Consider the following 24,669-nt stretch of genomic DNA (forward strand, 5'->3'; position numbering starts at 1 on the left):
CCTAAGCCCGCCCGGTAACCCCCGCCACGGCCCGCGCAATCTGGTGCACGTTGTAAGGCTTGCGCACGATCGGCGCGTCGAACCCCATCGGCGCCGCCTTGTCCGCATAGCCCGTGGCGAACACGAACGGCCGACCCATCGACCGCAGGATCTCGGCCACGGGAGCCACCGACTGGCCGTTCAGGTCCGCGTCCAGCACCGCGACGTCGAAGTCCAGCTCGACCATCGACAGGGCCTCGCTGAGTTCGGCGGCGCAGCCGACGACCACGACCCCGGCGTCTTCCAGGCCCGCTTCCAGTTCCAGGGCCAGCAGCAGGCTGTCCTCGACGATCAGCACCTTCAGGCCGGCGATGGCGCCCGGGCGGACGGTCTCGTCGGCGGCGACCACGGTCTCGACGATACGCTCCGGCGCGGCTTCGACGGGCTCGGGCGGCGGGGCGTCGGCCAGGGCCTCGGCCGCGCCGGTGATCATGGCGGTGACGCCGCTGGACTTGTAGTTGATCTTGGCCGAACCGCCCAGTTCGCGGCCGGCCACGTCCTCGATCAGGGTGGCGCCGAAGCCCTTGGTCGTCGGAGCCGTGGCGGGCGGGCCACCGGTCTCAAGCCATTCCAGGGCGAAGCCGCCTTCGGGCGTGCGCCGCCAGACCACCTCGACCTTGCCGTTCTCGGACGACAGCGAGCCGTACCGCATCGCATTGACGGCCAGCTCGTGCAGGGCCAGCGACAGGGCCGAGGCCGCGCGCGGGGTCAGGAACATCTCCGGCCCGTCCCAACGGGTCTGGGTCGGCGAGAGGCCGCCCAGTTCGGCGGCGGCGATCCGCGCCAGGGTCGCGCCGCGCCAGCGGGCGGCGGTCAAGAGGTCGTGAGCCGAGCTCATCGACTTCAGCCGGCCGGCGAAGGTCTTCAGGAACACGTCCAGCGAGGCCGACTTGCGCGCCGACTGGGCCGCCACCGACTGGACCACGGCCAGCAGGTTCTTGATGCGGTGGTCCAGTTCGGCGACCAGGTTCTCGCGCTGGTCTTCTTCTTCCTTGCGCTCGGTGATGTCCTGGACGACGCCGATCAGATAGGCCGGCTCGCCGTCGGCCCCCAGCAGCACGACGCCCGAGCCATGGTTCCAGGTCTCGCGGCCTTCCGGACTGGTGGGGCGGCGATACTCGACGTCGTAGCGGCCGGTTTCCTTCAGCTGCTTGTTGATGAAGTCCGGCGCCCATTCCCGATCCTCGGGATGCAGGTAGTCGAACAGCACCAGGCCATTGTTGGCGGGGACCTCGCCCGGCTCGATGTTGGAGATGGCGGCCAGGCGCGGGCTGACCGTGATGGTGTCGCGTTTGATGTCCCACTCGAACTCGCCGAGGCTGGCGGCCGAAATGGCCAGCTCCAGGCGCTCGCGCTCGAGGTTGCGCGAGGCGCAGGGCGCGTCGGTAAGGCTTTCGACGGCCAGGGCGGCCAGGTCTTCCAGCGCCTGCAGATCGTCTTCGGAGGCCGGGCCCGTCAGGCCGGGGCCTTCGACGACCAGCGCGCCTAGCGCCAGGCCTTGCGCGTCGCGGAGCGGCACGCCGAGGCCGACGGGGCCGTTGGCTTCGATCACCTGGGCGGCCAGGTCGCCGGCGCGCGGACTCTCGGGGCCGGCATGGCCGACATAGGCCTTGCGCCAGACCCGATCCGCATCGACCAGCGCGATGGCGGCCTTGGGCGCGTCGAACAGGCGAGCGGCCAGACGCACGAGCCGCAGAAGGCCGGGTTCGTTGACCGCGCTGTCCAGGATGTTCAAGGCCTTCAAGGCGTTGAGCCTGACGGCTTCCTGGCGGTCGTCGCTGGCGATGGGAGCGTCCATGATTCGAGCTTAGACTTGCTTCGCGTCAGGCGCGAGCGCTTTGGACGGATCTTTTGGGCGCTCAGCCGGGGCTCCACAGGGGATTCGACTGTGGTGAAGCTTTGGCCCTTACGCTAACGTGGAACCCCGACGTCGAGCAGGCGTTGACGAGGCGCAGCTTCAGCGTCCCCGGTCGGTCGCGTCGCGAACAGGAGATGATCATGCCCACCGCCGCCGCCAAGGAAGCCGACAAGGCCAAGACCGCTTCGCTGGAAGCCGTCGAGCACGCCGAGCGTAGCTTCGCCCAAGCCGCCGAGGCCGCTCGCGCCCAGCTGACCGAAGCCGCCAAGCGCGTCGAGAAGTCGGTCACCGAAGGCTTCGAGACCCTGCGCGCCCAGAGCCGCACCTATACCGACACCGCCGGCCAGCAGATCGAGGACGCCCAGCGCTACGCCAGCGAGCGCATCCGCGAGCGCCCGATCACCGCCACCCTGGCCGGTCTCGGCGTGGGCGTGCTGATCGGCCTGCTGCTCTCCGGCGGCCGTAGCAACAACCGGTGATCTTCGAAAAGACCCTGATGACGCTGGCCGCGGCCGCGGCGATCGCCGCCGCCGCCGCGGTGGCCGTCGTGTCCGCCGCCTTCGCGATCTATGCGGTGCTCGTGCCGCTGGTCACGGCGGCCGGCGCCGCCGCGATCGTCTCGGCCGTCGCGGCCCTGATCGTCGCCATCGCCGGCATGATCGCCGCCCGCAAGGTCGAAGGCCGTCATCACCATCATGGTCAGCAGGCTCCGCCGCAGGCGTTCGACATGACCAGCAAGGTCGTCGAGATCGTGCGCGACAAGCCGCTGATGTCGATCGGCATCGGTCTGGCCGCCGGGATCTTCGCCCTGAAGAACCCGACCCTGACCGCCTCGCTGGCCAAGGCCTTCCTGGACCCGAAGCCACCGCAGCGCTGATCGCGCGTTTCAATCAGATCGCCGACCGCCGCCGGGCTTGCTCGGCGGCGTTTTGCGTCCAGAGATTTCCTGGAAACCCCAAGTTTCAAAGGGAATTTCTCAACTAAAGTTGACGCGCCCAGCCGCTTTAAAAGCTTACGCTTTGGGCTCGCGCGTTCTAGATGCCTTCGCGCGTTCCCTTACCTCTCCATGGGAACGCCTTCCCATGGAGTGAACATGACGTACAAGCTGCCGGAACTGCCCTACGCCTATGAGGCGCTGGAGCCGACCATCTCCGCCAACACGCTGCGCTTTCACCACGACAAGCACCACGCCGCCTACGTCACGGCCCTGAACGGCCTGCTGAACGGCGACGACAAGGGCTCGCTGGAAGCGGTCATCAAGGGCGCCGGTCCGGGCAAGGTGTTCAACAACGCCGCCCAGGCTTGGAACCACGCCTTCTTCTGGGACGGCCTGTCGCCCACCAAGACCGCCCCGGGCGCCGACCTGGCCGCCGCCATCGACTCGACCTTCGGCGGCCTAGACGCCCTGAAGGAAAAGTTCGTCGCCGAAGGCATCGGTCACTTCGGCTCGGGCTGGGTGTGGCTGGTCTCGGACGCCTCGGGCGCCCTGAAGATCATCTCGACCCACGACGCCGAGAGCCCGGTCACCCAGGACCTGACGGCCCTGGCCGTCGCCGACGTCTGGGAGCACGCCTACTATCTGGACTACCAGAACCTGCGGAAGGGCTTCCTGGAAGCCGTGTTCGACAACGTCCTGAACTGGACCCTGGCCGACAGCCAATACGCCGCCGCCAAGGCCGGCGAGCAGGGCTGGGCCTATCCGGCTCCGGAATAGGCGCTTCGCCCAAATCCGGAACGCCCGGGAGTCGGGTGCGTTGTTTCGAAGCGAGGCCGTGAGCTTCGATACGCAACAACCACCCGGCTCGTGAAGCCGGGCCGACCGGAGAGGCCAAATGCTGAATTGGGCTGTGACCTTCCTGGTGATCGCTCTGATCGCCGCCCTGCTGGGCTTTACCGGCATTGCGGGCACGGCGATCGGGATCGCCAAGATCTTGTTCTACGTCTTCCTGGTGCTGTTCCTGGTGTCGCTGGTCACCCAGCTGTTCCGAGGACGCGGCGCGCCACGCTAGGCGAAGGCCGGACGAGACAAAGAAACGGCGCGGCCTTCGGATCGCGCCGTTTTCGTTTTTAGCCCCGGCGGTCGCAAGCCCAGGTGCGCCAGACCTCGAACTTGCCGCGCTCATAGGCCATCGCCTGCACGCGCACACAGCCCGGCTCGACCTCGATGACATTGAAGCCCGGCGCCGCGCCGCGCTCGCGGTGCGACAGGGTGCCCGAGCCGATCGCCTGGGTCTTGCCGTCGCCGAACGGGATGGCGGTGACGAACGGCAGGTGGATGTGGCCCGACAGGATCACATCGGCGCCGGCGGCGACGAAGCGGTTGGCCGCGTCGACCCCGCCATGGACCTTGGCGGTCATCGGCCCGCCCAGGATCTCCATCAGCGGGTGGTGACAGACCACGACCTTCAGGTCGCCGGACGGAGCGGCCTCCAGCTCGCGGACGATGCGGCGGACCTGGCCGTGCGAGACCGCGCCCTTCGACCAGTTCCAGCGCACCTGAGCGGCGCGGGCGGTGTTGAGCGAGGTCACGGTGACTCCCGGCGCGCGCCAGGCCGCGCCGTCCTCGTCGCCGAACCGGTCCTTGAACCGCCGCCACGCGCGGGTGAAGCGCTCGAACAGCTCGGCAGGGCCGACAAAGGGCGTGTCGTGATTGCCCGGCACGACGATCATCGGGTCGGGCAGGCGCTTCAACCACGCCGCCGCCGCGTCGAACTCGGGGGTCTTGCCGTCGAGCGTAAGATCGCCGGCCACGACCACGAGGTTGGGCCGAGCCTCGTTGATCCAGGCCGTCGCGGCCTCGACGGCCTCCTTGTTCTCGCCGCCGAAATGGATGTCGGAGAGCTGGACCAGTCTCATTCAGCGCTCTCGTCGGGCGGCACCAGGGCGCGGAAGGCCTTGGGGCGGAAGCTGATGGCGACCTCGGGATCGAACCTTGCCGGCTCGCCGTCCAGGATCGCCGGAATGCGGCCATGCGCCCAGACCTTGCCGAGGCGGCAGCGGCCGGCGTCGACCGACGGGTCCTCGCGCCACTGGCCCCGCGCGGCGTTGAAGCCCAGGCGGAAGACGTCCAGCGCGCTGGAGGGGTCGAGGGCGGCGGCCTCCAGGGCCCGGTCCTCGGCGTCCAGGGCGGTCGAGACCAACGGGCACATCAGGGTCAGGGCCTCGGCCTTCACCTCCGGACGTCCGTCCAGCGAGAACCGCAGCCGGCCGGAGAAGGCGCGGCGGAAGGCGCGATGGGCGCGGGCCAGGGCGATGTTGAAATTGCCTTGGCGCGCCGCCTCGCGGGCCGTGGCCCACAGGGCCGGGCTGCCCAGGATGGCGGCGACGAAGAACAGCCGTCCGCCGACCTCGCCGCCGGAGATCATCCTGGCCTCGCCGCTCTCCAGGCAGGCCTTCATGGCGTCCTGCCAACTGCGTTGGCCATAGAGGGCGTGAGGCAGCATGTTCATGGTGCCGCCGGCCAGCGGCGCGATCATCGGACCGTCGGGACCGGCCAGCTCTGCCGCCGCGCGGGCCGTCCCGTCGCCGGCCACGACCAGCACCGCGTCCGGCGCGCCGTCGATCACGCTGCGCAAGCAGTCCATCAGCTCGCCCGGCTGCGGCGCGTGAACGACACCGGAGACGCCGTATTCGGCCAGCAGCCGCTCGGCGATCTGCGGCGCGTCAGGCCCCACCGATCCCGAGGCGATGTTGGCGACGATGTCGATGCGCTTCACGCGCGCCCCCTTCTATTCCAGGACTTGGCTATTCAAGACTCGGCGAGGCAACGGGCGAAGCTCAGCCGTGGTTCCGCCGGCAAACGGAACCGTCGCCCCCGGGAGTCGTTTGCTCGACACGGGGACAGGAAGCTCGGAACGGAGAGCCAAGATGAAGATGACCATGATCGCCCTGATGGGCGTGGGTGTGCTCGCCTCGGCGTGCACCTCGACGGGCAATGTCGAACGCAACGCCGCCGGCGGCGCGGCCATCGGTGCCCTGGCCGGCGCGGTGATCGGCAACAATGTCGGTAGCGGCAGCGCCGGCACCGGCGCGTTGGTGGGCGCGGCCATCGGCGGCACCGTCGGCGCCGTCAAGGGCTGCAAGGAAGACGGCGGCTGCGGTTCGACCAGCGCCAATCGCCGCCAGTACTATGACGAGCGCGCGGGCCGTTATTACTATTACGACTCCCGCGGCGGTCGATATTACTGGGAAGACGGCTCGCCCCGCTACTAAGCTGGGCGGGACGCGACGACGCCCCATGCAAGGCGATCGGCCAAGCCGGTCGCCTTTCTTGCGTTCTTATGGGCTTGTGTTCGCAGGTTCGAGGAGGAGGGTTCGAATGAAGACGACGAAGATCATAGCCACCGTGCAGGCGATCAGCCTGACGGGTGTGGTCCTGGCCCTGGCGGGTTGCGCCACGTCCGAAAGTCCCTGGCGGGTCCTGCGCAAGCCCGTGGCCGCCGCGCCGGCCGCCTGCGCGGACTTCCAGTCCTCGGTCTATTTCGAGCAGGACAGCGCCGACCTGAGCCCGGAGGCTCGCATGCTGCTGGCCAACGCCCGCACCCAGGCGCGCGGCTGCGTCGTCAAGTCGGTGCGCGTGGTCGGCCTGGCCGACGCCGTCGGCACATCGGAAGCGAACCTGGCGCTGTCCAAGCGTCGGGCCGAGACCGTGTCGAGCGCCCTGGCCAAGCACGGCTTCGGCAAGGTCGAGATCGACAAGGCGGCCGTCGGTGACGCCGGCGCCGTGGCCGCCTCGGGCGCCGCCGCGCCCCTGCGCCGCCGGGCCGACATCCTGTTCGACCTGGAGAGCAAATAGCCAAACGCAGGAAAGGCGGGCCGGGGACCGGTCCGCCCAAGCGCGCCGAGCGCGCGTTAAACGAAGGAAAGGCGGGCCGGTGACCGGTCCGCCTGAAGTTCGCATCAACAAAGGGGGGTGCGAAGGCGGCAGACTGGCTATCGCCAGTCTCAAGTCGGGGGGGCGTCGCCGCCTTCGCAAAGATAAAAACGACGTCTCGCGCCAACGGTTCCCGCTTGGCGCGATTTTTTTTAGCGACGCTCGAAAGGGCCGGAAACGGGAACGGCGAGACGCGGAAGACGTTGATTTTGCAAGGCGGACATGAGGTCCGCCGGGGCAGGGGAGCAACGTCGTGATCCGGACCTATCAAGCCGAGCATGGCGGAATGGTTTTCGTTTCGACGCTCACACAGCGTCAGAGAAAAGTGCGTTCGCGGGTCATGGCCTTGGTCGTGATCCTGGCGATCGGGGCCTCCGCCGGGACGGTGCAGGCCTTCAACGATCGTGATCGCGCGGACGCCGCCCGTATCTGGACGCCATAGGAGGTATGAGATCATGCCCGCCGACATTCATCACGCCGCGCCGCCCGCCGGTGGCCCGCGCCTGAACGCCACCCGCGCCCGCCAGGGCCGCTGGGGCCGTCACGTCTTCTGGGTGCTGGTGGTCTCCACCGTGCTCGCGGCGCTGGCCCTATTTGGGGCCTGGACCTTCAAGGCGCAGGACCTGGCCTCGGTCGAGGTCAACAACGGCGCCAAGACGACGGCCGAGGCGCAGCGGTACGACACCCCGCAGCAGCCGGTGAGGCAGACGCCCACCAACTGACGCTCCTTTGGGTGAAGACAGAAACCGCCGCGACAGCCTCAGCGCCGTCGCGGCGGTTTTCGTTTGTGCTGCCCTTCATCCGGTCCTTCGGGCCTCTCCCGCGAGGGGAGAAGGAAACCGCCCAACGAAAAACGGCCCTCCTTGCGGAAGGCCGTTTCACGGTCTCGGGAAAACCTAGCTTCAGGCCGCCTTGGCGGTCCGGCGCGGGTGGAAGAACAGCGCCTGGCCGATCGCCGCCTTCACCGTTTCCGGCTGGAAGGGCTTGGTGATCAGGAAGGTCGGTTCCGGGCGCTCGCCGGTCAGCAGACGTTCCGGGAAGGCGGTGATGAAGATCACCGGCACGTCCATCCGGCCCAGGATGTCCTTGACCGCGTCGATGCCCGAACTGCCGTCGGCCAGTTGGATGTCGGCCAGGACCAAGCCCGGGGTGCGGCGGGCCACGGCGTCCAGCGCTTCGCCGCGGGTGGCGGCGATGTCGGTGACCTGGTGACCCAGTTCCTTGACCAGGGCCTCGATGTCGGCGGCGATGACCGGTTCGTCCTCGATGATGAGGACTTCCGTGGCCAGTTCGGCGTCGATCTCGGCCTGGGCGTCGGCGATCAGGCGTTCGACCTCGCCGAAGTCGCAGTCCAGGATCTGGGCGGCCTCGGTGGGGGTGAAACCTTCGAGCGCGGTCAGCAGGAAGGCCTGGCGCGAACGGGGCGCGATGCGCATCAGGCGCTGGGCGGCGTCGTCGCCGGCCGTCAGGCCTTCGTCGCGGCGCGCTTCGAGCTGAGCGCCCGAGCTGAGCCAGATGGCGTGGAACACGCGATACAGCGCCACGCGCGGCGACAGGTCGTTGTCCAGCGAACGCTCACCGGCCGCCAGGGCCTCGAGGGCCACGCGGACATAGTGATCGCCGGTCGACTGATCGCCGGTGAGGGCGCGGGCGTAGCGGCGAATGTAAGGCAGATGCGGCGCTAGCCGAGCTAGAAGACTCATGACCCCTCCCGATGCGGTGTCTTCGGAAACCATACTAACGAACGGCAAAGCTGAGCCGTTCCGTCGAAGGTCGATAACGTGCCCTCGAATGAGCGGTTCCGTCCTTTGCGGATTTTTGACATCCTATGCCCAAGCTTATGGAACCCGGTACGGAAAACCACGTTGTCGTCTGGCGGAAAGACATTCGGCCAAAGGGGGCGGACGCCGATGCATATGCACTTCGGTGTCGAGGACATGATCGAACACGTACCCATGGAAGACAAACGCAAGAGCGCCGCGGCGCTGGATGAAGCGCGTCTGCGTCAGCAGGCGATCGGTGTGAAACTGCGTCAGATGTTCGATGAGGTCGTCAACGAGGCTGTGCCCGACGAATTCCTCGAAATCCTCCGCAAGGCCGAGCCTCCGAAGGGAGAGCGCTGAGCATGAGCGAACCGCAAGTCGGCCGCTCGCCGCCCGACCCCGTCCGCGATCCCGCTTTCAAACGCGAGCTGGTCACGCTGATCCCGCATCTGCGCGCCTTCGCCCGCACCCTGACTGGTGATCCGACCGCCGCCGACGACCTGGCGCAGGACGCGATGATGAAGGCGTGGGACGCGCGAGCGTCCTTCCAGCTTGGCACGAACATGAAGGCCTGGACCTTCATGATCCTGCGCAACCAGTTCTATTCGGAAAAGCGCCGCAGCTGGCGTCAGAGCCAGCTGGACCAGGAGGCCGCCGAGCGGACCTTGGTGGCGGTCGATGATCCAGAGGCGCCGGTCGCCCTGGACGAACTGCGCCTGGGCCTGGGCATGCTGCCGGCCGAACAGCGCGAAGCCCTGATCCTGGTCGGGGCCGGCGGCTTCGCCTACGAGGAGGCCGCCGAGATCTGCGGCTGCGCCGTGGGCACCGTGAAGAGCCGGGTCAGCCGCGCCCGCCGGGCGTTGCAGGCCATCCTCGAAGCGGGGGCCTATGATCGTGACGGCGCATCGGCGGGTGACGCCATGCATGCGATCCTCGCCGACGCGGAGCGATTGAGCTCTCTGCGGTGAAAACTTTTGCCGGCCGCGCGGGGCAGGCCGTAACCTCTATCCGTGTCCGCCTGGCGCTTGCCCTGTGCATCGCCCTATTGCCGGTGCTTGTCCTGGGCGGCGCGCAGTCGTTCTTCGCCTTCCGGGCGGAGGCCGATTCGCGCCGTCAGAGCCTGGAGCTGGCCGCCGGCCAAAGCGCCGCCAACGCCCGCGCCCGCATCGAGGCCGCAGGCGTGCTGCTCCAGACCTTGGGTCCGGGCACGGTCGGGCTGGAGTGCGCCCAGCGCCTGGCCGACGTGCGCGCCCGCCTGCCGGGCTACGCCAACCTGATCCGCTTCGATTCGCGTGGCCGGGTGGCCTGCGCGGCGGCCACCACGCCGTTCGACACCCAGCGCGGCGAGCGATCCTGGTTCCAGGAGCTGCGCAACGGCGCGACCATGGTCGTGGCTTCCGATCCGGGGGCGGTCTACGCCAACGAGCCGGCGGTGCTGGCCGCCGTGCGCGCCGGCACGCCCGACAAGTTCCAGGGTGCGATGGCGGCCGTCCTGAACCTGCAGGACCTCAAGGTCGGCACGGTCAGCCGCTTCATGCCCAATGGGGCCGAGGTGGCTCTGGCCGATTCGAACGGCACCATCTTCGCGGCCACCGATCCCCACGCCTTCTCGACTCCGCCGCGCGGCTGGCGCCAGCGCGCGGCCAAGAGCGGCGCGGCGATCTGGAGCCACGAGGACGCCGCCCATCACGAGCGCACCTATTCGGCCGCGCCGCTGGTCAATGACGACGTCTTCGTCGTGCTGTCGGCGCCCGCGCCGGGCCTGGTGTCCTGGGCCTGGATCAACCCGATCTCACGCCTGCTGCTGCCGCTGCTGGCCTTCGTCCTGGCCCTGGGCGCGGTGCTGATCGTCGCCGAGCGCGAGGTGATCCGCTGGATCGTCTATCTGCAGCGCGTGGCGGCCATCTATGCCCGCGGCCGCTTCACCGTCCGGCCGCTGCAGGCCGAGCGCGCCCCGCCCGAGATCCGCGAGCTGGCCGCCACCCTCGACGCCATGGCCGGCGCCATCGTCACCCGCGACGCCTCGCTGCTGGACAGCCTGGCCGAGAAGGACGCGCTGATGCGCGAGATCCATCACCGGGTGAAGAACAACCTGCAGATCATCACCTCGCTGCTGAACATGCAGCAGCGGGCCCTGGCCGATCCGGCCGCCAAGGCGGCGATGAACGACACCCGCCAGCGGATCACGGCCTTGGCCCAGATTTACCGCGCCCTCTACCAGGGGCCGGACCTCAAGCGCGTCGACCTGCGGCCGTTCCTGGAGGAGCTGACCGCCCAGCTGCTGGCCAACGACATGGCCACCTCGCCGCTGGTGCGGACCGAGGTCCATGCCGATCCGCTGGTCATCGATCCCGACCGCCTGGCCCCGATCGCCCTGTTCGCCGTCGAGGCCATCACCAACGCCCAGAAGCACGCCTTCGGCCCGAACGGCGGCATGCTGGCGGTGGGCTTCCACGTGCGCGGCGAAGAGGCCGAGCTGTCGATCAGCGACGATGGTCCGGGCGTGCCGGACAGCGTCGGCGGCGGCGTCGGCCGCACCCTGATGACCGCCTTCGCCCGCCAGCTGCGCGGCAAGGTGTCGTTCGAAAGCCACGAACCGCGCGGCCTGACGGTGCGTCTGACCTTCCCGACGCCGCAGGCGGTGATTCCGCCAACCTAGGCCGGAACCGAGCTTCGCCGCTCACGTTCTCTCCGGGCAATCGTTTCAACGCCCCTTCCCCATCCCTTCGGGGGCGAACATCGGAGAAGACCATGCGTAAGCTCGTGATTATCGCCGCCGCTCTGGCGTCGCTGTCGGTCGCTGCCTGCAACACCGTTGAAGGCGCCGGCAAGGACGTCTCGTCGGCCGGTAAGGCCGTCAGCGACACGGCCAAGGACGTCAAGTAAGTCGTCCTACCCGACCTTAGCGAAAGGCCCGCCGGTTCCGCCGGCGGGCCTTTTTCGTTTGCGGCCACAAAGCGTCGCAGTATTGCGACGGTGCAACCTTGAGCCGTTCGGGCGATATCTCGCTGCAAGATTGGCAAGCCAGGCTGTAGCCTTGCCGAGGGGGCTGCCCGCGCTTGTCGCATACCAACACCGTTTTCGTGCACAGCGGCTGGCGCTGCTCCAGCACCTATGTCTGGCACCGGTTCCGGGCGCTGGCGGGCGTACGCGCCTATTACGAGCCCTGGCATGAGCAGTTGGCGCGGCTGACCGCCGAGACGATCGACGTCGAGACCCCCGAAAACAGCGGCCTGCGCCATCCGGGCGGGACTCAGCCCTATCTGAAGGAATTCGAGGTCGTCCTCGATCCGGCCGGCGGCGTGCGTCGCTTCGAGCCCGGCTTCGCGCTGGACCGCTTCTGGATCGAGTCCGAGGCCAGTGACCTAGCCCAACAGGCCTATGTCGAGGAGCTGGTCGGGGCCGCGCGGGCGCGGGGCGAGGTTCCGGTGCTGGCCTGCTGCCGGACCCTGGGCCGGGTCGGCTGGCTGAAACGCCGGTTCGGCGGCTTCCACGTCATGCTGATCCGCGACCCGGTGCAGCAGTGGCTGTCGTTCTATTCGCTGCGCAAACGGCCCCGGCCGACCTATTTCGAGCTCTGCCACTATGTTCTGCTGTCGGAGATGGCCGGCTGCGCCGAAGCCTCGCGGACCTTGCTGGGTCGCGACTTCGACGCGGGCGGCAGCCTGGACGACCGCATCGCCGCCGTGCGTCGGCATCTGAAGCGCGCCCCGGCCAGCGTCTCGTTCCAGGCCTTCCTGGCGGTGTGGCTGCGCTCGTACCTGAAGGCCCTGCCCGAGGCCGACCTGGTGGTCGATGTCGACCGCTTGGCCCGTGACCAGGCCTATGCCCGGCAGGTCGAGGCGGCGATCGAGGCGGGTAGCGGCCTTAAGCCCGACTTCTCCGACTGCCGCGCCCCGGCCCCGCACGGCATCGCCCCGCCGGTCGAGTGGCGCAAGGCCGCGCGCGAGGTGGTGGACCTGCTGGACCTGCACGGCGCGATCGTCGGGCCGGAGGCGTCGCCGATCCTGTTCCGCAAGCTCGCGCCGGCCTTCGCGGCGGTGACGCCGGCGCCGGTGGGCGGGATAACCAAGCTGGGAGAGACCCTGGGCGGCCTGATGGGCGGGGCGACGGTGACCCGCGCGCCCGCCAAGGCCTATGCGGCGGCCGCGACCCGCACGGACGGATCACGCAGATAGAGCCCTGACCCGCCTGGCGCGGCGGTCAGCACGTCGTCGAACTCCGAGACGTCGTCTTCCGGATCCAGGGCCAGCACGCCGTCGGCCGGCAGCAGGCTGACCAGGGCCTGGATGACCTTGCCGCGCAGCGAGGCGTCCATGTTCTTCAGCACGCCGCGCAGCAGGATGACGTCGAACCGACCCATGGCTGACAGGTCGGCCAGCAGGTTGATCCGCTTCCAGCGCACGATCTGGCGGATGCGCGGCGAGATCGCCCAGGTGTCGTCCTGGTTCTCGAAATACTTGATCAGCATCCGGATCGGCAGACCGCGCTGGACCTCGAACTGGGTGTAGATGCCGGCCTGGGCCTTCTCAAGGCTACGCTCGGAGAGGTCGGAGCCGAAGAACTCGAACCGGGTGCCGGTCGCCAGACCCGTCGATTCATTGGCCGCGATGGCCAGGGAATAGACCTCCTGGCCGGTGGCGCAGGCCGCGCTCCAGATGCGGATCGGCGCCTCGGGGCGGCGATGCGACAGGGCGGGCAGCACTTCGTCGCGCAGCTGGGCGAAGGCCTCGCGGCCGCGGAAGAAGGTGGTCTCGCTGCGGCACAGGGCCTCGACCACGGCCCAGATCAGCCGGTCCTCGCGCTTGGCCCGCAGGGCCGCGATCAGGGCGTCGATCGAGTCATAGCCTTCGCGCCGCGCCAGCGGCGAGAGGCGGCTTTCCACGATATAGGGCTTTTCGGTCTCGACCCGCACGCCGGCGCGGGCGCGGCCCAGGGCCGCCAGCAGGTCCATGTCCTCAGGCGTCACAGCAGGCCCGCCTCGGCGAACTTCGCCTCGATGATGTCGCCGTCGAACGGCTTCATGATGTATTCGTCCGCCCCGGCTTCCAGGGCGGCCAGGATGTGCTCGGCGCGGTTCTCGACCGTGCAGAAGATGACCTTGGGCTCAGTCCCGCCGGGCTCGCTGCGCAGCTGGCGCAGGAACTCGATGCCGTTCATCACCGGCATGTTCCAGTCGAGCAGCACCGCGTCGGGCATGGCCGCGCGGCACCACGCCAGGGCCTCCATGCCATCGGCGGCCTCGGCGATCTCGAAGCCGATGTCCTCGAGGACCCGGCGGGCGACCTTGCGGATCACCCGGCTGTCGTCGACCACCAGACAGGTCTTCACGGCATGCTCCAGTTCAGACCGCCATCGTGGGGGCGGTCTGGTTAAGGAGCGGTTTGCCTCAACCCGGATCGGGGTGCGGCAAATGTAACTTTTGTGGCAGAGCTTGTGCCGGAACCCCTATGCGGGGACCCAGGCAGCGATGCTGGCGCGGTCCTCGCCGATCTCGACGGCGATCTGGCCGCCGGCCGCGCGGACCAGGGCGTTCAGATAGGCCGCCTGGACCCACGGACCGCCCAGACCCTCGGCTAGGGGCTCACCCTTCAAGCCGGCCAGCACCTCGGGACGCAGGCGGGCGCGGGGACCGACCGAGTCGGAGATGATCGAGAAGCGGCCGTCGGCGGCGACGCCCTTGACCGTGGCCACGCCGCCGGCCGGCAGGGCGCTGGCGGCGATCTGGGCGATGTTGAGGATCGCGCGCGACGACGGCTTGTTCATCGCCTGCGGCTCGATCTGCCAGTCCAGGGTCGGGCGGACATGGGCGAACACGCCCTGGGCCAGCTTCTCCAGCTCGCGGGAGTCGAAGTTCTCGGCCGAGGCCGAGGCGCCGAACGCCACACGGGTGAACTGCAGCAGATCGGCCAGCTTGCGGGCCGACGAGGCGATCAGCCCCATGGCGTCCTCGCGCATGTCCTGGGCGGCCGGATCGTCCAGCAGATCCAGGCCCGAGACGATGGCGCTGGCCGGACTGATGAAGTCGTGACACAGGCGCGCGGCCAGCATGGCGGCGAAGTCGGGGCCCTGGACGTCCGTTTCGGGGGACGCGGGAGCCGGGGTGTCGGAGACGATGTCGGTCATGGCGGCGGACTCTGCCGTGATTTGAGGCTTTGGCAAACGGGGCTGGTCCCTCTACAGGGAAGCCCGTGATCGATCCGTTCTTAGAGCCCGGCGTCCTCGTGCGCCATCCCGGCCAGCCCGATTGGGGTCTGGGGCAGGTTCAGTCCGTGATCGGACACCGCGTGACCGTCAATTTCGAAGAAGCCGGCAAGCAGACCATCGACGCCACGCGCGTGCGTCTGGACTTCGTCGGCGACGACCCCAGAGGCCAGGGGTGAGGGGGCAGGAATGAGCAGCGAAAATCTCGCCGACTGGGGCCGCGCCCTGGCCAAGATCACCGAGGAAGCCGCGGTGATCATCCTGCCGTTCTGGAAGACCGAGCTGGCCGTGGCCCAGAAGGCCGACGAAAGCCCGGTCACCGAGGCCGACCGCGCCGGCGAGCGCCTGATCCTCGAACGCCTCGCCGAGCTTTATCCGGACGTGACGGTGATCTCCGAGGAGCACGCCAGCGAGTTCGGCACGCCGGACGCCGTCGGCTCGCGCTTCTTCTTGGTCGACCCGGTGGACGGCACCAAGGCCTTCGTGCGCGGCGATCCCAACTTCACGGTCAATATCGGCCTGATCGAGGACGGCGTCCCGGTCGCCGGCGCCGTCTGCGCCCCGGCCACGGGCGAGGTGTGGTTCACGACGGCGCAGGGCGCGATGAAGCGCACGACCTCGACCGGCGTCGATGCGCCCGTGCACGTGCGTCCCTGGCCGATCGGCAAGGCCCTGGGCCTGGTCAGCCACACCATGCACGAGGATAAGGCCGCCGAACTGGCCGCCCAGTACGGCTTCGACCTGCGCGCGCCGATGGATAGTTCGATCAAGATGTGCCGCATCGCCGAGGGCTCGGCCGACATCTATCCGCGCCATGGCCCGACCTCGGAGTGGGACACCGCCGCCGCCCACGCGGTGGTGGTCGCCGCCGGCGGGACCTTCACCCAGCCGGACGGTTCGCCCTTCCTGTATGGCAAGGCCGACCAGGCGTTCCGCAACGGCTGGTTCGTGGCGCGCGGCGCGCCCGCCGCTTAAGGCGCGTCTTCGAGGATGGCCTCGGCCGGCGTCGTCAGGATCACGCCCGCCGAGGCCGAGACGATCGCGGCGATGGCCAGCCACTGGGTCAGGGCCAGGTGCTCGTGCAGGATGATGAGGCCCGCCAGCGCCCCGGCCGCCGGCTCCAGGCTCAGCATGACGCCGAAGCTGCGCTTGGGGATGGCGCGCAGGGCGATCATCTCCAGCGAATAGGGGATGGCGCTGGACATCACCGCCGCCACCAAACCGAGTGCGATTAGCTTTGGCTGGAAGAGCGCCATGCCCGCCGAGGCGAAGCCGATCGGCACCACGATCAGGGCTGCGGTGACCATGCCCAACGCCACCGAACGTCCGGCGTGCAGGTGCCCCGTCCGCTTGCCCAGGATGATGTAGAGCGCCCACATCACTGCCGCGACGCAGGCGAAGCCGACCCCGACGGGGTCCAGCGGCTTGGCGTCCGGATCGATCGGCAGCAGCAGGCCAAGGCCCAGCACCGCCAGGCCGATCCAGACGAAGTGGATCAGCTTGCGCGAACTGGCGACCGAGACCAGCAGCGGCCCGGTGAACTCGATGGCCACGGCCACGCCCAGCGGCACGGTGCGGATGGCCATGTAGAAGCTGAGATTCAGCACCCCCATCACCGCGCCGTACATCGCCACCTTGCCAAGGTCGGCGCGCGAGATCGGATGTCTCCAGGGCCGCCAGACCAGAACGAGGATCAAAGCCGCGAACCCGACCCGATAGGCGCTGGTCCCCTGCGCCCCGACGATCGGGAACAGTCCCTTGGCCAGCGACGTGCCGACGCAGAGCGTGACGATGGCCCCGATCAGGGCCGCATAGGGCAGGAGAAGCGGACGCGCGGCGGACATGGGCCGCTTTTAGGGGCGCGAACCCCTATCTGTCATCCCGCGCGAGTGCGCGGGATGACAGGGAGTGTCAGCTACTTCTTCACCCAGCCGCCATCCAGCGGCTTCCAGAACTGGCCGGGGGCCAGGCGGCTGTAGAGCTGTTTGGCGGTGGCCTGGCCGGCGGCGTCCTGGGTCACGCCAGTCTTGGCGGCGATGTCCTTGTAGGCGGCGGCGCGGCCGGTGTTGATCTCGGCGACCGAGGCGCGGAGGCTGGCGTCGCCGCCGGCCACGATGCCGAGATAGCCGTCGGCTTGCTCGCCGACCGTGCCGGCGCTCTTGGCGGCGTCCACGGCGGCCTTGGCGGCGGCCGATTGGGCCATGGCCAGATTGGCGCCGGCGGCGGTCATCGCCAGGCCCAGGGCCAGAACCGTCATCGTCTTGCGGATCATGTCGGCTCTCCTTCTTAGAACAGGTTGGGGTTTTGCTGGATCAGCGACTGGACTTCCTTGTCCAGCCGCACGCGCACGTCGGCGTCCAGCTTGGCGTAGATGTTGATCGGGTCGACCTTCACGCGGACGGTGGGCGTGCAGGCGGCCGCGCCGAGCGCTCCCGTCGCGGTGAGGGCCAGCAAGAGGGCGCGCGTCTTCATGCGTGAAGTCTCCAGTTCGTATCCAGGGTGACCGATCACGGTTGAACGGCGCCTGAACGAGGTTGAGCCGCTTCCTCTTCGGGAGCGAAAGAACGGCGCCAGGCCGCCAGAAGCTCGTCGAAGTTCAGCGACGTGTCGAGGGTCAGGTCGACCGGCGTCTTGGCCGGCAGGGCGATGCGCTTGTCGAAGGCCCGGCCGCGCAGCAGGTCGAGGATGCCCACGCGCGCCTTCTCGGCGACCTTCGGATCGTGCTCGCCCTTGATGTGGAAGAGGATCCCTAAGCGCCCCTTGTCGGTGCTGTTCACGCCGGCTTCCAGCTGGTCGAAGGCCAGGTTCTCCATGGCCTGGTAGGCGAAGTCCTGGATGGCGTTCACCTGAGCGGGCGCGGCCGGCGGCGCGCCGGGGCTATCGGCGGGGCTGGCCTGGACGCCGGTCAGGGCGGTGCGGTTTAGCTCGATCCGGCCCGGCTGGATGGCGTGGATCTTCCCTTCCTGGAAGCGCAGACCCTCGGGACCGAAGGTGAAGGGCAGGCGGCCATCGACCACGGCGACGACCTTTACCTTGTCGGCAAGGGACGAGGCGGCGATCAGCTCTCCCAGGTCCAGGTGCTCGATGACGATGGCCCCGCGCATGGTCTTGTCCAAGGCCAGTGGCACGTCGATCGGCTCGATCGAGATTCGGCCCTTGGCGGCCTCGAACGTGGCCTTGGAGACGTGCAGGGCGTCCGCGCCCAGCTGGAACACCGACTCCACGGCCGTCAGCGGCACCAGACTGTCGATCTTGACGATCTTCAGGGTCTGGCCCGGCGCGGTGGTCAGGGGCGCCAGGCTGTCGAAGTCGACGGCCCCGTCCAGGGTGGCGACGAAACCGATAGGGCTGGTGAAGTCGATGCGGTTGGCGACCAGATGGCCTCGGCTGGTCGCGCCCTTGGCGTCCCAGGCGAACACGCCGGTGAAGCTGGCGGGGCCCTGGGCGTTGGTGGCGAAGGCGGCCATTGGCGACAGGGCGGCGGGCTGCAGCCCGCCCTTGGCGAAGGCCAGTTTCGAGGCGTCGATATCGGCCTGGCCGACGCCGGTGGCCACCACGTGGCGCAGGCGGATTTCGCCCAGCGGCGCGCCCACCGGCGTCGTGGCCTGGAAGGTCCCGCTCCACAGGCCGCCCGAGAGGCCCAGCTGACCCTTGGCGAGGATGGGGTTGAAGCGGCGCTCGGGGGCTGCGTCGGTGACGGCGGCGCTGGTGACCTGGACGGTGGCGCGGTCGAAACCGCCGGCGCCGCCCAGGGTCGCCTCGCCCTTGATGCCTTGGAGCTTGGCCTCGGCCACGGCCAGTTCGCCCTCGGCGTCCTGGAAGCGGACGGCGGCGCTCCAGCCGCTGGCCCCGGCGGTGACCAGCGGAGCCTTGGCCGGGCAGAGGGTGCCCTTGATGGCGGTGACCGGCGCATCGCCCAGGGCATAGGCCTTGGCGGTGATCGGCGCGCACTTGGGCATGGTCAGGGTGAAGCGGCCACCGGCGATCCGGGCCTGGCCGGCGATGGTGCCGGTGATCCCCTCGATTGGCGGCAGGTCGAAGCCTTCTGTCGCGATGGTCAGCGGCGAGGCCATGACCCCGCCCGAGGCGCGCCAGTCGTTGGCCGCGATCCGCACGACGGGCAGGCCGCCGCCGGACAGCGAGGCTTGCAGCGCCCCGCGCGCGCCGTCCGGGCCGGCGTCCATCAGCAGCCCCTTGGGCGCGACGGCGGTCAGGGTCACGCCGTTGGGCGCGGACAGGCGGGCCTCGCGAGGCAGAGTCAGTTTGGTGCGGGCGCCGCTGACCTCCAGGCCGACGGCGGGCAGGGCCAGTTCGAAGGTCCGCAGGGCCTGGCTCAGCGGCTTGCCGTAGTCAGGATTGGGGATCAGGGCCGCCAGACGCTCGGCGTCGGGACCCGAGATGGCGCTGCGGCCGCCCGCCGAGCCGTTCAGGGTCAGGAACAGGCCCTTTGTACCCTGGTCGATGCGGCCGCTGGCGTTCAGCCGGGCCGAGGCCAGGGCCAGAGCGCCGGCGGCGATGCGATCGGCGCCGGCCTCGATCTTCAGCGGGCCATTGATGCTGGTCCCGTCCTTGTCGGCGACGAGGCCCAGATTGTCCGAGGTCGCCTTGGCCCGCACCGCGCGGACGGCGGTTCCGGCCGCCACGGCCTCGCCGGCCCGCAGCTCGGCGCTGGTCGCGCCCCTCAGGGTCAGGCGGCCGTCCTGGCGACCGCCGGCGATACGGGTGAGGTCCAGGATCAGGCTGGCGTCGCGGGCGTCCAGCGACGGGGCCGACAGTCGCTCGCCACGCAGAGCCGCGCGGCATCGGCCCAGGAAGGCGAAGCTGTCCAGCCCGCCGTCGAGGCGGCCGGTCAGGGAGACGTCGCCGGTCGCCGCTTCGCCCTGGGCGTCGCCGAAGCGGCCATCCTCTGCGCGCAGGGTGAGGCGCGCTTCGAGCGGACCGCTGGCGGTCATCTTGGTCAGGTCGGGGTAGGGCAGGTCGGCGGTCAGCTTGGCGGTGGTCCCGGCCAGGTCGGCGCCTTGCGCCTCCAAGCTCTCCAGCGCCAGCGAGATGTCGATGGTCAGGCGATCGCCGCGCTTGCGGGCCGAGACCGTCGCGCCCTTGGCGTCGATGGCCAGGTCGCGGACGGCGTAGTGCAGCGGCGCCAGCCGGCCGTCGAAGCGCAGCAGCTGACCGTCGTCCAGGCTGGCGTCGCCGGTGATCCGGGCGCGGCCGCCGGGGGTGATCAGATCGAGCCGCGCATCCTCGACCAGCACGGCCGGGCCGGGGCCGGTAGGCTGCTTGGGCGACTTCAGGAATTCGTCGAGCAGTGGTTGCAGGGCGCCGAAGCGGACCTGGCCCTTGTCGTCGATACTGGCCAGCACGCGCGGGCGGACCAGACGCACGGCCTTGGTCTGGATCCCGAACTTCTGGCCGTTCCAGGGCGCGGCGAGATCGTAGGCGACCTCCAGCCGGTCGGCGGCGAAGACGGGGTTGTCGCGGGAGCCGAGGCGGACCTTGCCGGTGAAGCCGGTGGCGTCCAGGTCGTCCAGCTCGACGGCGGCCTCGATGCCGTGATCGCGCAGCCAGGCCTCGGCCAGTTCGCGGCTGATCTCGCGGCGGCCCGACCAGACGACCAGGCCCGTGGCGATGAAGGCCAGCATCGACAGCGACACGGCTTCCAGGCCGAGATCGAGCAGGCGCGCGCGGTCCCAGGTCCTGCGGGGCGTCTTGCTGGTTTCGGGAGCGGTCGCGGGGTCGGCCATCAGGTCCTTGGCAGTCCAGATCCTAGTAAGAAGCCCCCCGGCTCAGCTTAGCTCCCTAGCGTGAAAAACCGAGCACGTCCTGCATGTCGTACAGGCCTGGCGGCTTGCCCTTGACCCAGACGGCGGCGGCGATGGCCCCGCGGGCGAACAGGCCGCGGTCGATGGCCGAGTGCGACAGGGTCAGGCTCTCGCTTTCGCCGGCGAAGATCACGCTGTGCTCGCCGATGATCCCGCCGCCACGGACGACCGAGAAGCCGATCGCGCCTTCCTTGCGGGGACCGGTGACGCCGTCGCGGCCGCGATCGGCGACTTGGCCGAGGCCGACATTGCGACCCTCGGCGGCGGCTTCGCCCAGCATCAGGGCGGTGCCCGACGGGGCGTCGATCTTGCGCTTGTGGTGGGCCTCGTAGACCTCGATGTCCCAGTCTTCGGCGGGCAGGGCGGCGGCGGCCTGGCGCACCAGGCCCATCAGCATGTTGACGCCCAGCGAGTAGTTGCCCGAGCGGACGATGGCGATCTTGGTCGCGGCGGCGTCGATGCGCGCCAGCTGCTCGATCGAGAAGCCCGTCGAGCCGATGATCAGGGCTGGCCCGCCCTTGGCGGCGGCCTCCTCGGCCAGCAGCACCGAAGCTTCCGGCAGGGTGAAGTCGATCACCGCTTCCGCCGTGGCCAGAGCTTCGTCGCGCGAGAGCAGATCAGCGCCCTCGACGCCCGGACGCTCGAAGCGCGCGGTGACGGTCGCGTCCGCGCGGCCTTCCAGAGCCTTGGCCACGGCCTGGCCCATGCGGCCGTTGGCGCCGGCGATCGCGATCTTCACGGGCTGGGACAAGGGACTTCCTCTAAATAAGCGATATCGGAAATCGCCTATTCCGGCCCCTCGGGTCAACCTCGCGCCGACTTCCCGAAGGTCAGCGAGGTTGACGCAAGGCCAAGCCCAACAAGCGTTTGCTGGGATTTTCGCATCCGTCCCCGGTTGTGACGCTCCGCACCCGTCGCTACGGTGAGCGCACATAAGGGCGTGTCCGCATCGATCGGCGCGCCCCTCTTCGACTTGCGCAGCAGGAATGGGAAACGCCGGATGAGCGACGCGGAACGCAAGACCTTCACGGATGAGGAGGCCTTGGCCTTCCACCGTTACCCCCAGCCCGGCAAGCTGGAGGTGACCCCGACCAAGCCGATGGCGACCCAGCGCGACCTGTCGCTGGCCTATTCGCCCGGCGTCGCCGTTCCCGTGCACGCCATCGCTGCCGATCCGGACGCGGCCTACGAATATACCTCCAAGGGCAACATGGTCGCCGTGATCAGCAATGGCACCGCGATCCTGGGCCTGGGCGACCTGGGCGCGCTGGCCTCGAAGCCGGTGATGGAAGGCAAGGCCGTCCTCTTCAAGCGCTTCGGCGACGTCGACAGCATCGACATCCTGGTCAGCTCCAAGGACCCCGACGAGATCATCACGGTGGTCAAGAACATCGGGATCACCTTCGGCGGCATCAATCTGGAAGACATCAAGAGCCCCGAGTGCTTCCGCATCGAGACCGAGCTGCAGGAGCTGCTCGACATCCCGGTGTTCCACGACGACCAGCACGGCACGGCGATCATCTGCGCCGCCGGCCTGATCAACGCCTGCCACATCACCGGCAAGAAGCTGGAGGACGTGAAGGTCGTGCTGAACGGCCCCGGGGCTGCGGGCATCGCCTCGCTGGAGCTGATCAAGGCCATGGGCGTCCACCCGGCCAATGTCATCGCGGTCGACTCCAAGGGCGTGCTCTACGAGGGCCGCACCGAGGGCATGAACCAGTGGAAGAGCGCCCACACGGTCAAGACCGACAAGCGCACCCTGGCTGAAGCCGTCGCCGGCGCCGATGTGCTGTTGGGTCTGTCGGCCAAGGGCGCCTTCACGCCCGAGATGATCGCCTCGATGGCCCCTAACCCGGTCATCTTCGCCATGGCCAATCCCGATCCGGAGATTACGCCGGAAGAAGTCCACGCGATCCGCAAGGACGCGATCATGGGCACGGGCCGCAGCGACTATCCCAACCAGGTCAACAACGTCCTGGGCTTCCCCTACATCTTCCGCGGCGCCCTCGACGTGCGCGCCCGTCGCGTCAATCACGAGATGAAGATCGCCTGCGCTCAGGCCCTGGCCATGCTGGCGCGCGAGGACGTTCCCGATGAAGTGGCCGCCGCCTATCACGGCCGCCAGCTGAAGTTCGGCCCCAACTACATCATCCCCTCGGCCTTCGATCCGCGCCTGATCTGGTACGTGCCGCCGTTCGTAGCCCAGGCGGCCATGGACACCGGCGTGGCCCGCAAGCCGATCGCCGACATGGACGCCTATCGCGCGGGCTTGGCCCAGCGCCTCGATCCGACGGCGGGCTTCCTGCAGAAGATCTCCGGCGCGGTGCAGGCCAATCCCAAGCGCATCGTGTTCGCGGAAGGCGAGGACCCCAGCGTCATCCGCGCCGCCTACGCCTACCAGACGGCCGGCTACGGCAAGGCCATCCTGTGCGGCCGCGAGAACCTGGTGCACGAGAACATGAAGCTGGTCGGCCTCGATCCCGAGACCGTCGGCCTGGAGATCGTCAACGCGCGCCTGTCGGATCGCAATCCCGACTATGTCGACGCGCTGTATCACCGCCTGCAGCGCCAGGGTTACCTGAAGCGCGATGTCCAGCGCCTGATCAACCAGGACCGCAACAGCTTCGCCGCTTCGATGGTCACGCTTGGCGAGGCCGACGGCATGGTCACCGGCGTCACCCGCAGCTTCGACCAGGCCCTGGAAGAGGTGCTGCGCGTCGTCGATCCCGCGCCGGGCGGCCGGATCATGGGCATGTCGGTGGTGCTGGCCAAGGGCCGGACGATCTTCGTGGCCGACACCAACGTCACCGAGCTGCCCGAGGCCGACGAACTGGTCGAGATCGCCTGCGAGGCCGCCCGCGCCGTCAAGCGCCTGGGCTTCAAGCCGCGCGTGGCCTTCATGAGCTACTCGACCTTCGGCAACCCCATGGGTCTGCGCTCGGAGAAGGTCCGCGAGGCCGTGGCCATGCTCGACGAGATGGATGTCGAGTTCGAATACGAGGGCGAGATGCCGCCCGAACTGGCGCTCGATCCGGAAAAGCGCGCCAACTATCCGTTCATGCGCCTGACCGACAGCGCCAACATCCTGATCATGCCGGCCATCCACTCGGCCTCGATCGCCACCAAGCTGGTGCAGTCGCTGGGCGGGGCCACGGTGATCGGGCCGGTGCTGCTGGGCCTGTCGAAGTCAGTGCAGATCGCGCCGCTGTCGGCCTCGGTGTCCAAGATCCTGAACATGGCGATGATGGCCGCCTATGACCAACCGGTGGACGGCGAAGCCGACTAAGCTTCGCCGGACAACCTCCGCGACAGGGCGTCACAGGGCCTTTTGGGCCCGTATGGCGTACCCATCTTGTTCTCGTCGGCATCAGTACGCCGACGCGTAAGCCCTCCGGCCGGCGTCATCCCCTTGCGACGCCGGCCGGCCCTTACCGTTTCTGCGGATAGATCGTCTCGCCGCGTTCCAGCATGGCGACGAATTCGGCGATCTTCTTCTTCCGCCCCGCCTCCGTCTTCAGATTGTGCACCCGGAACGCCAGGGCGAAGCGGTTCTGCGCCGACAGGGTCGGCAGCATCGCCGTGGCCTTCTCGCTAGCGTCGATCGCCGCCTGGAAGTCGTCCCCGATCTTCATGTCCTGGCCGCTGCCATAGGCGCGGTCCCAACGGCCGTCGGCCTTGGCGGCCTCGACCTCGCGCAGGCCATGCGGCGTCATCCGGCCCTCGTCGACCAGGCGGGCGACATTGTCGACATTGATCTGGCTCCAGATGCTCTTCTTTCCGCGCGGCGTGTAGCGCTGCAGGAAGCTCTTCTCGTCGAAGCTCTTCTTCACCCCGTCGATCCAGCCCCAGCACAAAACGACGTCGATCGCCTGCTTGGCGTTGATCGACGGCAAGCCCGAGCCGACCTTGTGGATCTTGATCCAGGCCTCGGGGGCCTTGTCGTGGTTCTTTGAGAGCCAGGCATAGAAGGCCTCGGCGTCGATGAACTCGTGGACATGGGCGGGATCGACCTGGATCGGGGCCATCGGAACCTCGTGGAAGCGTCTTCTTTTCTGGGCGATGCTCTATTGGATCAACCCGAGCCTGGTTCTGTCATCAGAATCCCTGGGC

29 protein-coding genes are annotated in these 24,669 nt (G+C 68.8%); 16 read left to right on the plus strand and 13 right to left on the minus strand.

The window, feature by feature from the left end; all coding sequences use genetic code 11:
• Position 1: 1 nt before the first annotated feature.
• Positions 2 to 1,840 carry an HWE histidine kinase domain-containing protein gene (locus AC07NI_RS14960; protein ID WP_494620552.1) on the minus strand — a complete coding sequence of 613 codons (1,839 nt, stop codon included), beginning with the start codon at positions 1,838 to 1,840 and terminating at the stop codon, positions 2 to 4.
• Between the two features lie 197 nt (positions 1,841 to 2,037).
• Between AC07NI_RS14960 and AC07NI_RS14965 the strand changes: the two genes are divergently transcribed.
• The 4 genes from AC07NI_RS14965 to AC07NI_RS14980 all read left to right on the plus strand — a co-directional run bounded on the left by AC07NI_RS14965 (position 2,038) and on the right by AC07NI_RS14980 (position 3,906).
• Positions 2,038 to 2,376: a hypothetical protein gene (locus AC07NI_RS14965; protein WP_494620401.1), complete on the plus strand. Its 339-nt coding sequence runs from the start codon at positions 2,038 to 2,040 to the stop codon at positions 2,374 to 2,376.
• On the plus strand, positions 2,373 to 2,774 hold the full coding sequence (locus tag AC07NI_RS14970; protein ID WP_494620403.1) for a hypothetical protein: 402 nt from the start codon (positions 2,373 to 2,375) through the stop codon (positions 2,772 to 2,774). The genes AC07NI_RS14965 and AC07NI_RS14970 overlap by 4 nt, the downstream gene beginning before the upstream one ends.
• Before the next feature lie 216 nt (positions 2,775 to 2,990).
• Positions 2,991 to 3,611: a superoxide dismutase gene (locus AC07NI_RS14975; protein ID WP_494620405.1), complete on the plus strand. Its 621-nt coding sequence runs from the start codon at positions 2,991 to 2,993 to the stop codon at positions 3,609 to 3,611.
• A gap of 118 nt (positions 3,612 to 3,729) precedes the next feature.
• Entirely contained in the window at positions 3,730 to 3,906 is a 177-nt protein-coding gene (locus AC07NI_RS14980) for a DUF1328 domain-containing protein (RefSeq protein WP_494620406.1), read from the plus strand.
• 58 nt (positions 3,907 to 3,964) lie between these two features.
• Here AC07NI_RS14980 and AC07NI_RS14985 read toward each other — a convergent pair whose 3' ends face one another.
• Positions 3,965 to 4,753, minus strand: a complete 789-nt coding sequence (locus AC07NI_RS14985) for a metallophosphoesterase family protein (protein WP_494620408.1) — start codon at positions 4,751 to 4,753, stop codon at positions 3,965 to 3,967.
• Positions 4,750 to 5,613 carry a diacylglycerol/lipid kinase family protein gene (locus tag AC07NI_RS14990; RefSeq protein WP_494620410.1) on the minus strand — a complete coding sequence of 288 codons (864 nt, stop codon included), beginning with the start codon at positions 5,611 to 5,613 and terminating at the stop codon, positions 4,750 to 4,752. Before AC07NI_RS14990 ends, AC07NI_RS14985 begins: the two co-directional genes overlap by 4 nt.
• A gap of 151 nt (positions 5,614 to 5,764) precedes the next feature.
• On the opposite strand from AC07NI_RS14990, the gene AC07NI_RS14995 reads away from it, so the two are divergent.
• The 4 genes from AC07NI_RS14995 to AC07NI_RS15010 all read left to right on the plus strand — a co-directional run bounded on the left by AC07NI_RS14995 (position 5,765) and on the right by AC07NI_RS15010 (position 7,492).
• Positions 5,765 to 6,109 (plus strand): YMGG-like glycine zipper-containing protein, encoded by a 345-nt coding sequence (locus AC07NI_RS14995; RefSeq protein WP_494620412.1) that lies wholly within the window; start codon positions 5,765 to 5,767, stop codon positions 6,107 to 6,109.
• A gap of 106 nt (positions 6,110 to 6,215) precedes the next feature.
• Positions 6,216 to 6,692 carry an OmpA family protein gene (locus tag AC07NI_RS15000; protein ID WP_494620414.1) on the plus strand — a complete coding sequence of 159 codons (477 nt, stop codon included), beginning with the start codon at positions 6,216 to 6,218 and terminating at the stop codon, positions 6,690 to 6,692.
• A 331-nt stretch (positions 6,693 to 7,023) separates the two neighbouring features.
• Entirely contained in the window at positions 7,024 to 7,212 is a 189-nt protein-coding gene (locus AC07NI_RS15005; protein WP_494620416.1) for a hypothetical protein, read from the plus strand.
• A gap of 13 nt (positions 7,213 to 7,225) precedes the next feature.
• Positions 7,226 to 7,492: a hypothetical protein gene (locus tag AC07NI_RS15010; RefSeq protein ID WP_494620418.1), complete on the plus strand. Its 267-nt coding sequence runs from the start codon at positions 7,226 to 7,228 to the stop codon at positions 7,490 to 7,492.
• A 180-nt stretch (positions 7,493 to 7,672) separates the two neighbouring features.
• Here AC07NI_RS15010 and phyR read toward each other — a convergent pair whose 3' ends face one another.
• Complete coding sequence (gene phyR / locus AC07NI_RS15015) at positions 7,673 to 8,473, minus strand: anti-anti sigma factor/receiver protein PhyR (protein WP_494620420.1); 801 nt, start codon at positions 8,471 to 8,473, stop codon at positions 7,673 to 7,675.
• 234 nt (positions 8,474 to 8,707) lie between these two features.
• On the opposite strand from phyR, the gene nepR reads away from it, so the two are divergent.
• The 5 genes from nepR (at position 8,708) to AC07NI_RS15040 (ending at position 12,711) form a co-directional block, all read left to right on the plus strand.
• The gene (gene nepR / locus AC07NI_RS15020) at positions 8,708 to 8,893 is read left to right on the plus strand and encodes an anti-sigma T factor NepR (RefSeq protein WP_199743613.1); all 186 of its coding nucleotides are present in this window, start codon (positions 8,708 to 8,710) and stop codon (positions 8,891 to 8,893) included.
• Between the two features lie 2 nt (positions 8,894 to 8,895).
• Positions 8,896 to 9,501, plus strand: a complete 606-nt coding sequence (locus tag AC07NI_RS15025) for a sigma-70 family RNA polymerase sigma factor (protein WP_494620422.1) — start codon at positions 8,896 to 8,898, stop codon at positions 9,499 to 9,501.
• Positions 9,498 to 11,192, plus strand: coding sequence for a sensor histidine kinase PhyK (gene phyK, locus AC07NI_RS15030; protein ID WP_494620424.1), 1,695 nt, complete (start codon positions 9,498 to 9,500; stop codon positions 11,190 to 11,192). The genes AC07NI_RS15025 and phyK overlap by 4 nt, the downstream gene beginning before the upstream one ends.
• Before the next feature lie 92 nt (positions 11,193 to 11,284).
• The gene (locus AC07NI_RS15035; RefSeq protein ID WP_099575337.1) at positions 11,285 to 11,419 is read left to right on the plus strand and encodes an entericidin A/B family lipoprotein; all 135 of its coding nucleotides are present in this window, start codon (positions 11,285 to 11,287) and stop codon (positions 11,417 to 11,419) included.
• Between the two features lie 173 nt (positions 11,420 to 11,592).
• Complete coding sequence (locus AC07NI_RS15040; protein ID WP_494620426.1) at positions 11,593 to 12,711, plus strand: hypothetical protein; 1,119 nt, start codon at positions 11,593 to 11,595, stop codon at positions 12,709 to 12,711.
• On the opposite strand, the gene AC07NI_RS15045 is transcribed toward AC07NI_RS15040, so the two are convergent.
• The 3 genes from AC07NI_RS15045 to chpT form a co-directional block, all read right to left on the minus strand.
• Positions 12,669 to 13,502, minus strand: a complete 834-nt coding sequence (locus tag AC07NI_RS15045) for a CheR family methyltransferase (RefSeq protein WP_494620428.1) — start codon at positions 13,500 to 13,502, stop codon at positions 12,669 to 12,671. The genes AC07NI_RS15040 and AC07NI_RS15045 overlap by 43 nt on opposite strands.
• Complete coding sequence (locus AC07NI_RS15050; RefSeq protein ID WP_494620555.1) at positions 13,499 to 13,876, minus strand: response regulator; 378 nt, start codon at positions 13,874 to 13,876, stop codon at positions 13,499 to 13,501. The genes AC07NI_RS15045 and AC07NI_RS15050 overlap by 4 nt, the downstream gene beginning before the upstream one ends.
• A gap of 105 nt (positions 13,877 to 13,981) precedes the next feature.
• Positions 13,982 to 14,659 carry a histidine phosphotransferase ChpT gene (gene chpT / locus AC07NI_RS15055; protein WP_494620430.1) on the minus strand — a complete coding sequence of 226 codons (678 nt, stop codon included), beginning with the start codon at positions 14,657 to 14,659 and terminating at the stop codon, positions 13,982 to 13,984.
• A gap of 65 nt (positions 14,660 to 14,724) precedes the next feature.
• Between chpT and AC07NI_RS15060 the strand changes: the two genes are divergently transcribed.
• Both AC07NI_RS15060 and cysQ read left to right on the plus strand, forming a co-directional pair.
• A complete protein-coding gene (locus AC07NI_RS15060; RefSeq protein WP_494620432.1) occupies positions 14,725 to 14,916 on the plus strand; it encodes a DUF3553 domain-containing protein in 192 nt (63 codons plus the stop codon).
• A 10-nt stretch (positions 14,917 to 14,926) separates the two neighbouring features.
• Positions 14,927 to 15,712 (plus strand): 3'(2'),5'-bisphosphate nucleotidase CysQ, encoded by a 786-nt coding sequence (cysQ, locus tag AC07NI_RS15065; RefSeq protein WP_494620434.1) that lies wholly within the window; start codon positions 14,927 to 14,929, stop codon positions 15,710 to 15,712.
• Here cysQ and AC07NI_RS15070 read toward each other — a convergent pair.
• From AC07NI_RS15070 to dapB, 5 genes are all read right to left on the minus strand, one after another.
• The gene (locus tag AC07NI_RS15070; protein WP_494620436.1) at positions 15,709 to 16,581 is read right to left on the minus strand and encodes an EamA family transporter; all 873 of its coding nucleotides are present in this window, start codon (positions 16,579 to 16,581) and stop codon (positions 15,709 to 15,711) included. The two genes, cysQ and AC07NI_RS15070, sit on opposite strands and share 4 nt — an antisense overlap.
• A 71-nt stretch (positions 16,582 to 16,652) precedes the next feature.
• Entirely contained in the window at positions 16,653 to 17,009 is a 357-nt protein-coding gene (locus tag AC07NI_RS15075) for a YdbL family probable chaperone protein (RefSeq protein WP_494620438.1), read from the minus strand.
• 14 nt (positions 17,010 to 17,023) lie between these two features.
• Positions 17,024 to 17,209: a YnbE family lipoprotein gene (locus AC07NI_RS15080; protein ID WP_494620440.1), complete on the minus strand. Its 186-nt coding sequence runs from the start codon at positions 17,207 to 17,209 to the stop codon at positions 17,024 to 17,026.
• Between the two features lie 35 nt (positions 17,210 to 17,244).
• Positions 17,245 to 20,481, minus strand: a complete 3,237-nt coding sequence (locus tag AC07NI_RS15085) for an intermembrane phospholipid transport protein YdbH family protein (RefSeq protein ID WP_494620442.1) — start codon at positions 20,479 to 20,481, stop codon at positions 17,245 to 17,247.
• Positions 20,482 to 20,536: 55 nt separating this feature from the next.
• Positions 20,537 to 21,310 carry a 4-hydroxy-tetrahydrodipicolinate reductase gene (gene dapB / locus AC07NI_RS15090; RefSeq protein ID WP_494620444.1) on the minus strand — a complete coding sequence of 258 codons (774 nt, stop codon included), beginning with the start codon at positions 21,308 to 21,310 and terminating at the stop codon, positions 20,537 to 20,539.
• A 249-nt stretch (positions 21,311 to 21,559) separates the two neighbouring features.
• On the opposite strand from dapB, the gene AC07NI_RS15095 reads away from it, so the two are divergent.
• Positions 21,560 to 23,845 (plus strand): NADP-dependent malic enzyme, encoded by a 2,286-nt coding sequence (locus tag AC07NI_RS15095; RefSeq protein WP_494620446.1) that lies wholly within the window; start codon positions 21,560 to 21,562, stop codon positions 23,843 to 23,845.
• A 142-nt stretch (positions 23,846 to 23,987) separates the two neighbouring features.
• On the opposite strand, the gene AC07NI_RS15100 is transcribed toward AC07NI_RS15095, so the two are convergent.
• Positions 23,988 to 24,584: a YdeI/OmpD-associated family protein gene (locus tag AC07NI_RS15100; protein WP_494620447.1), complete on the minus strand. Its 597-nt coding sequence runs from the start codon at positions 24,582 to 24,584 to the stop codon at positions 23,988 to 23,990.
• Positions 24,585 to 24,669 lie beyond the last annotated feature (85 nt).

The organism is Caulobacter sp. GW821-FHT10E02, assembly GCF_059415225.1.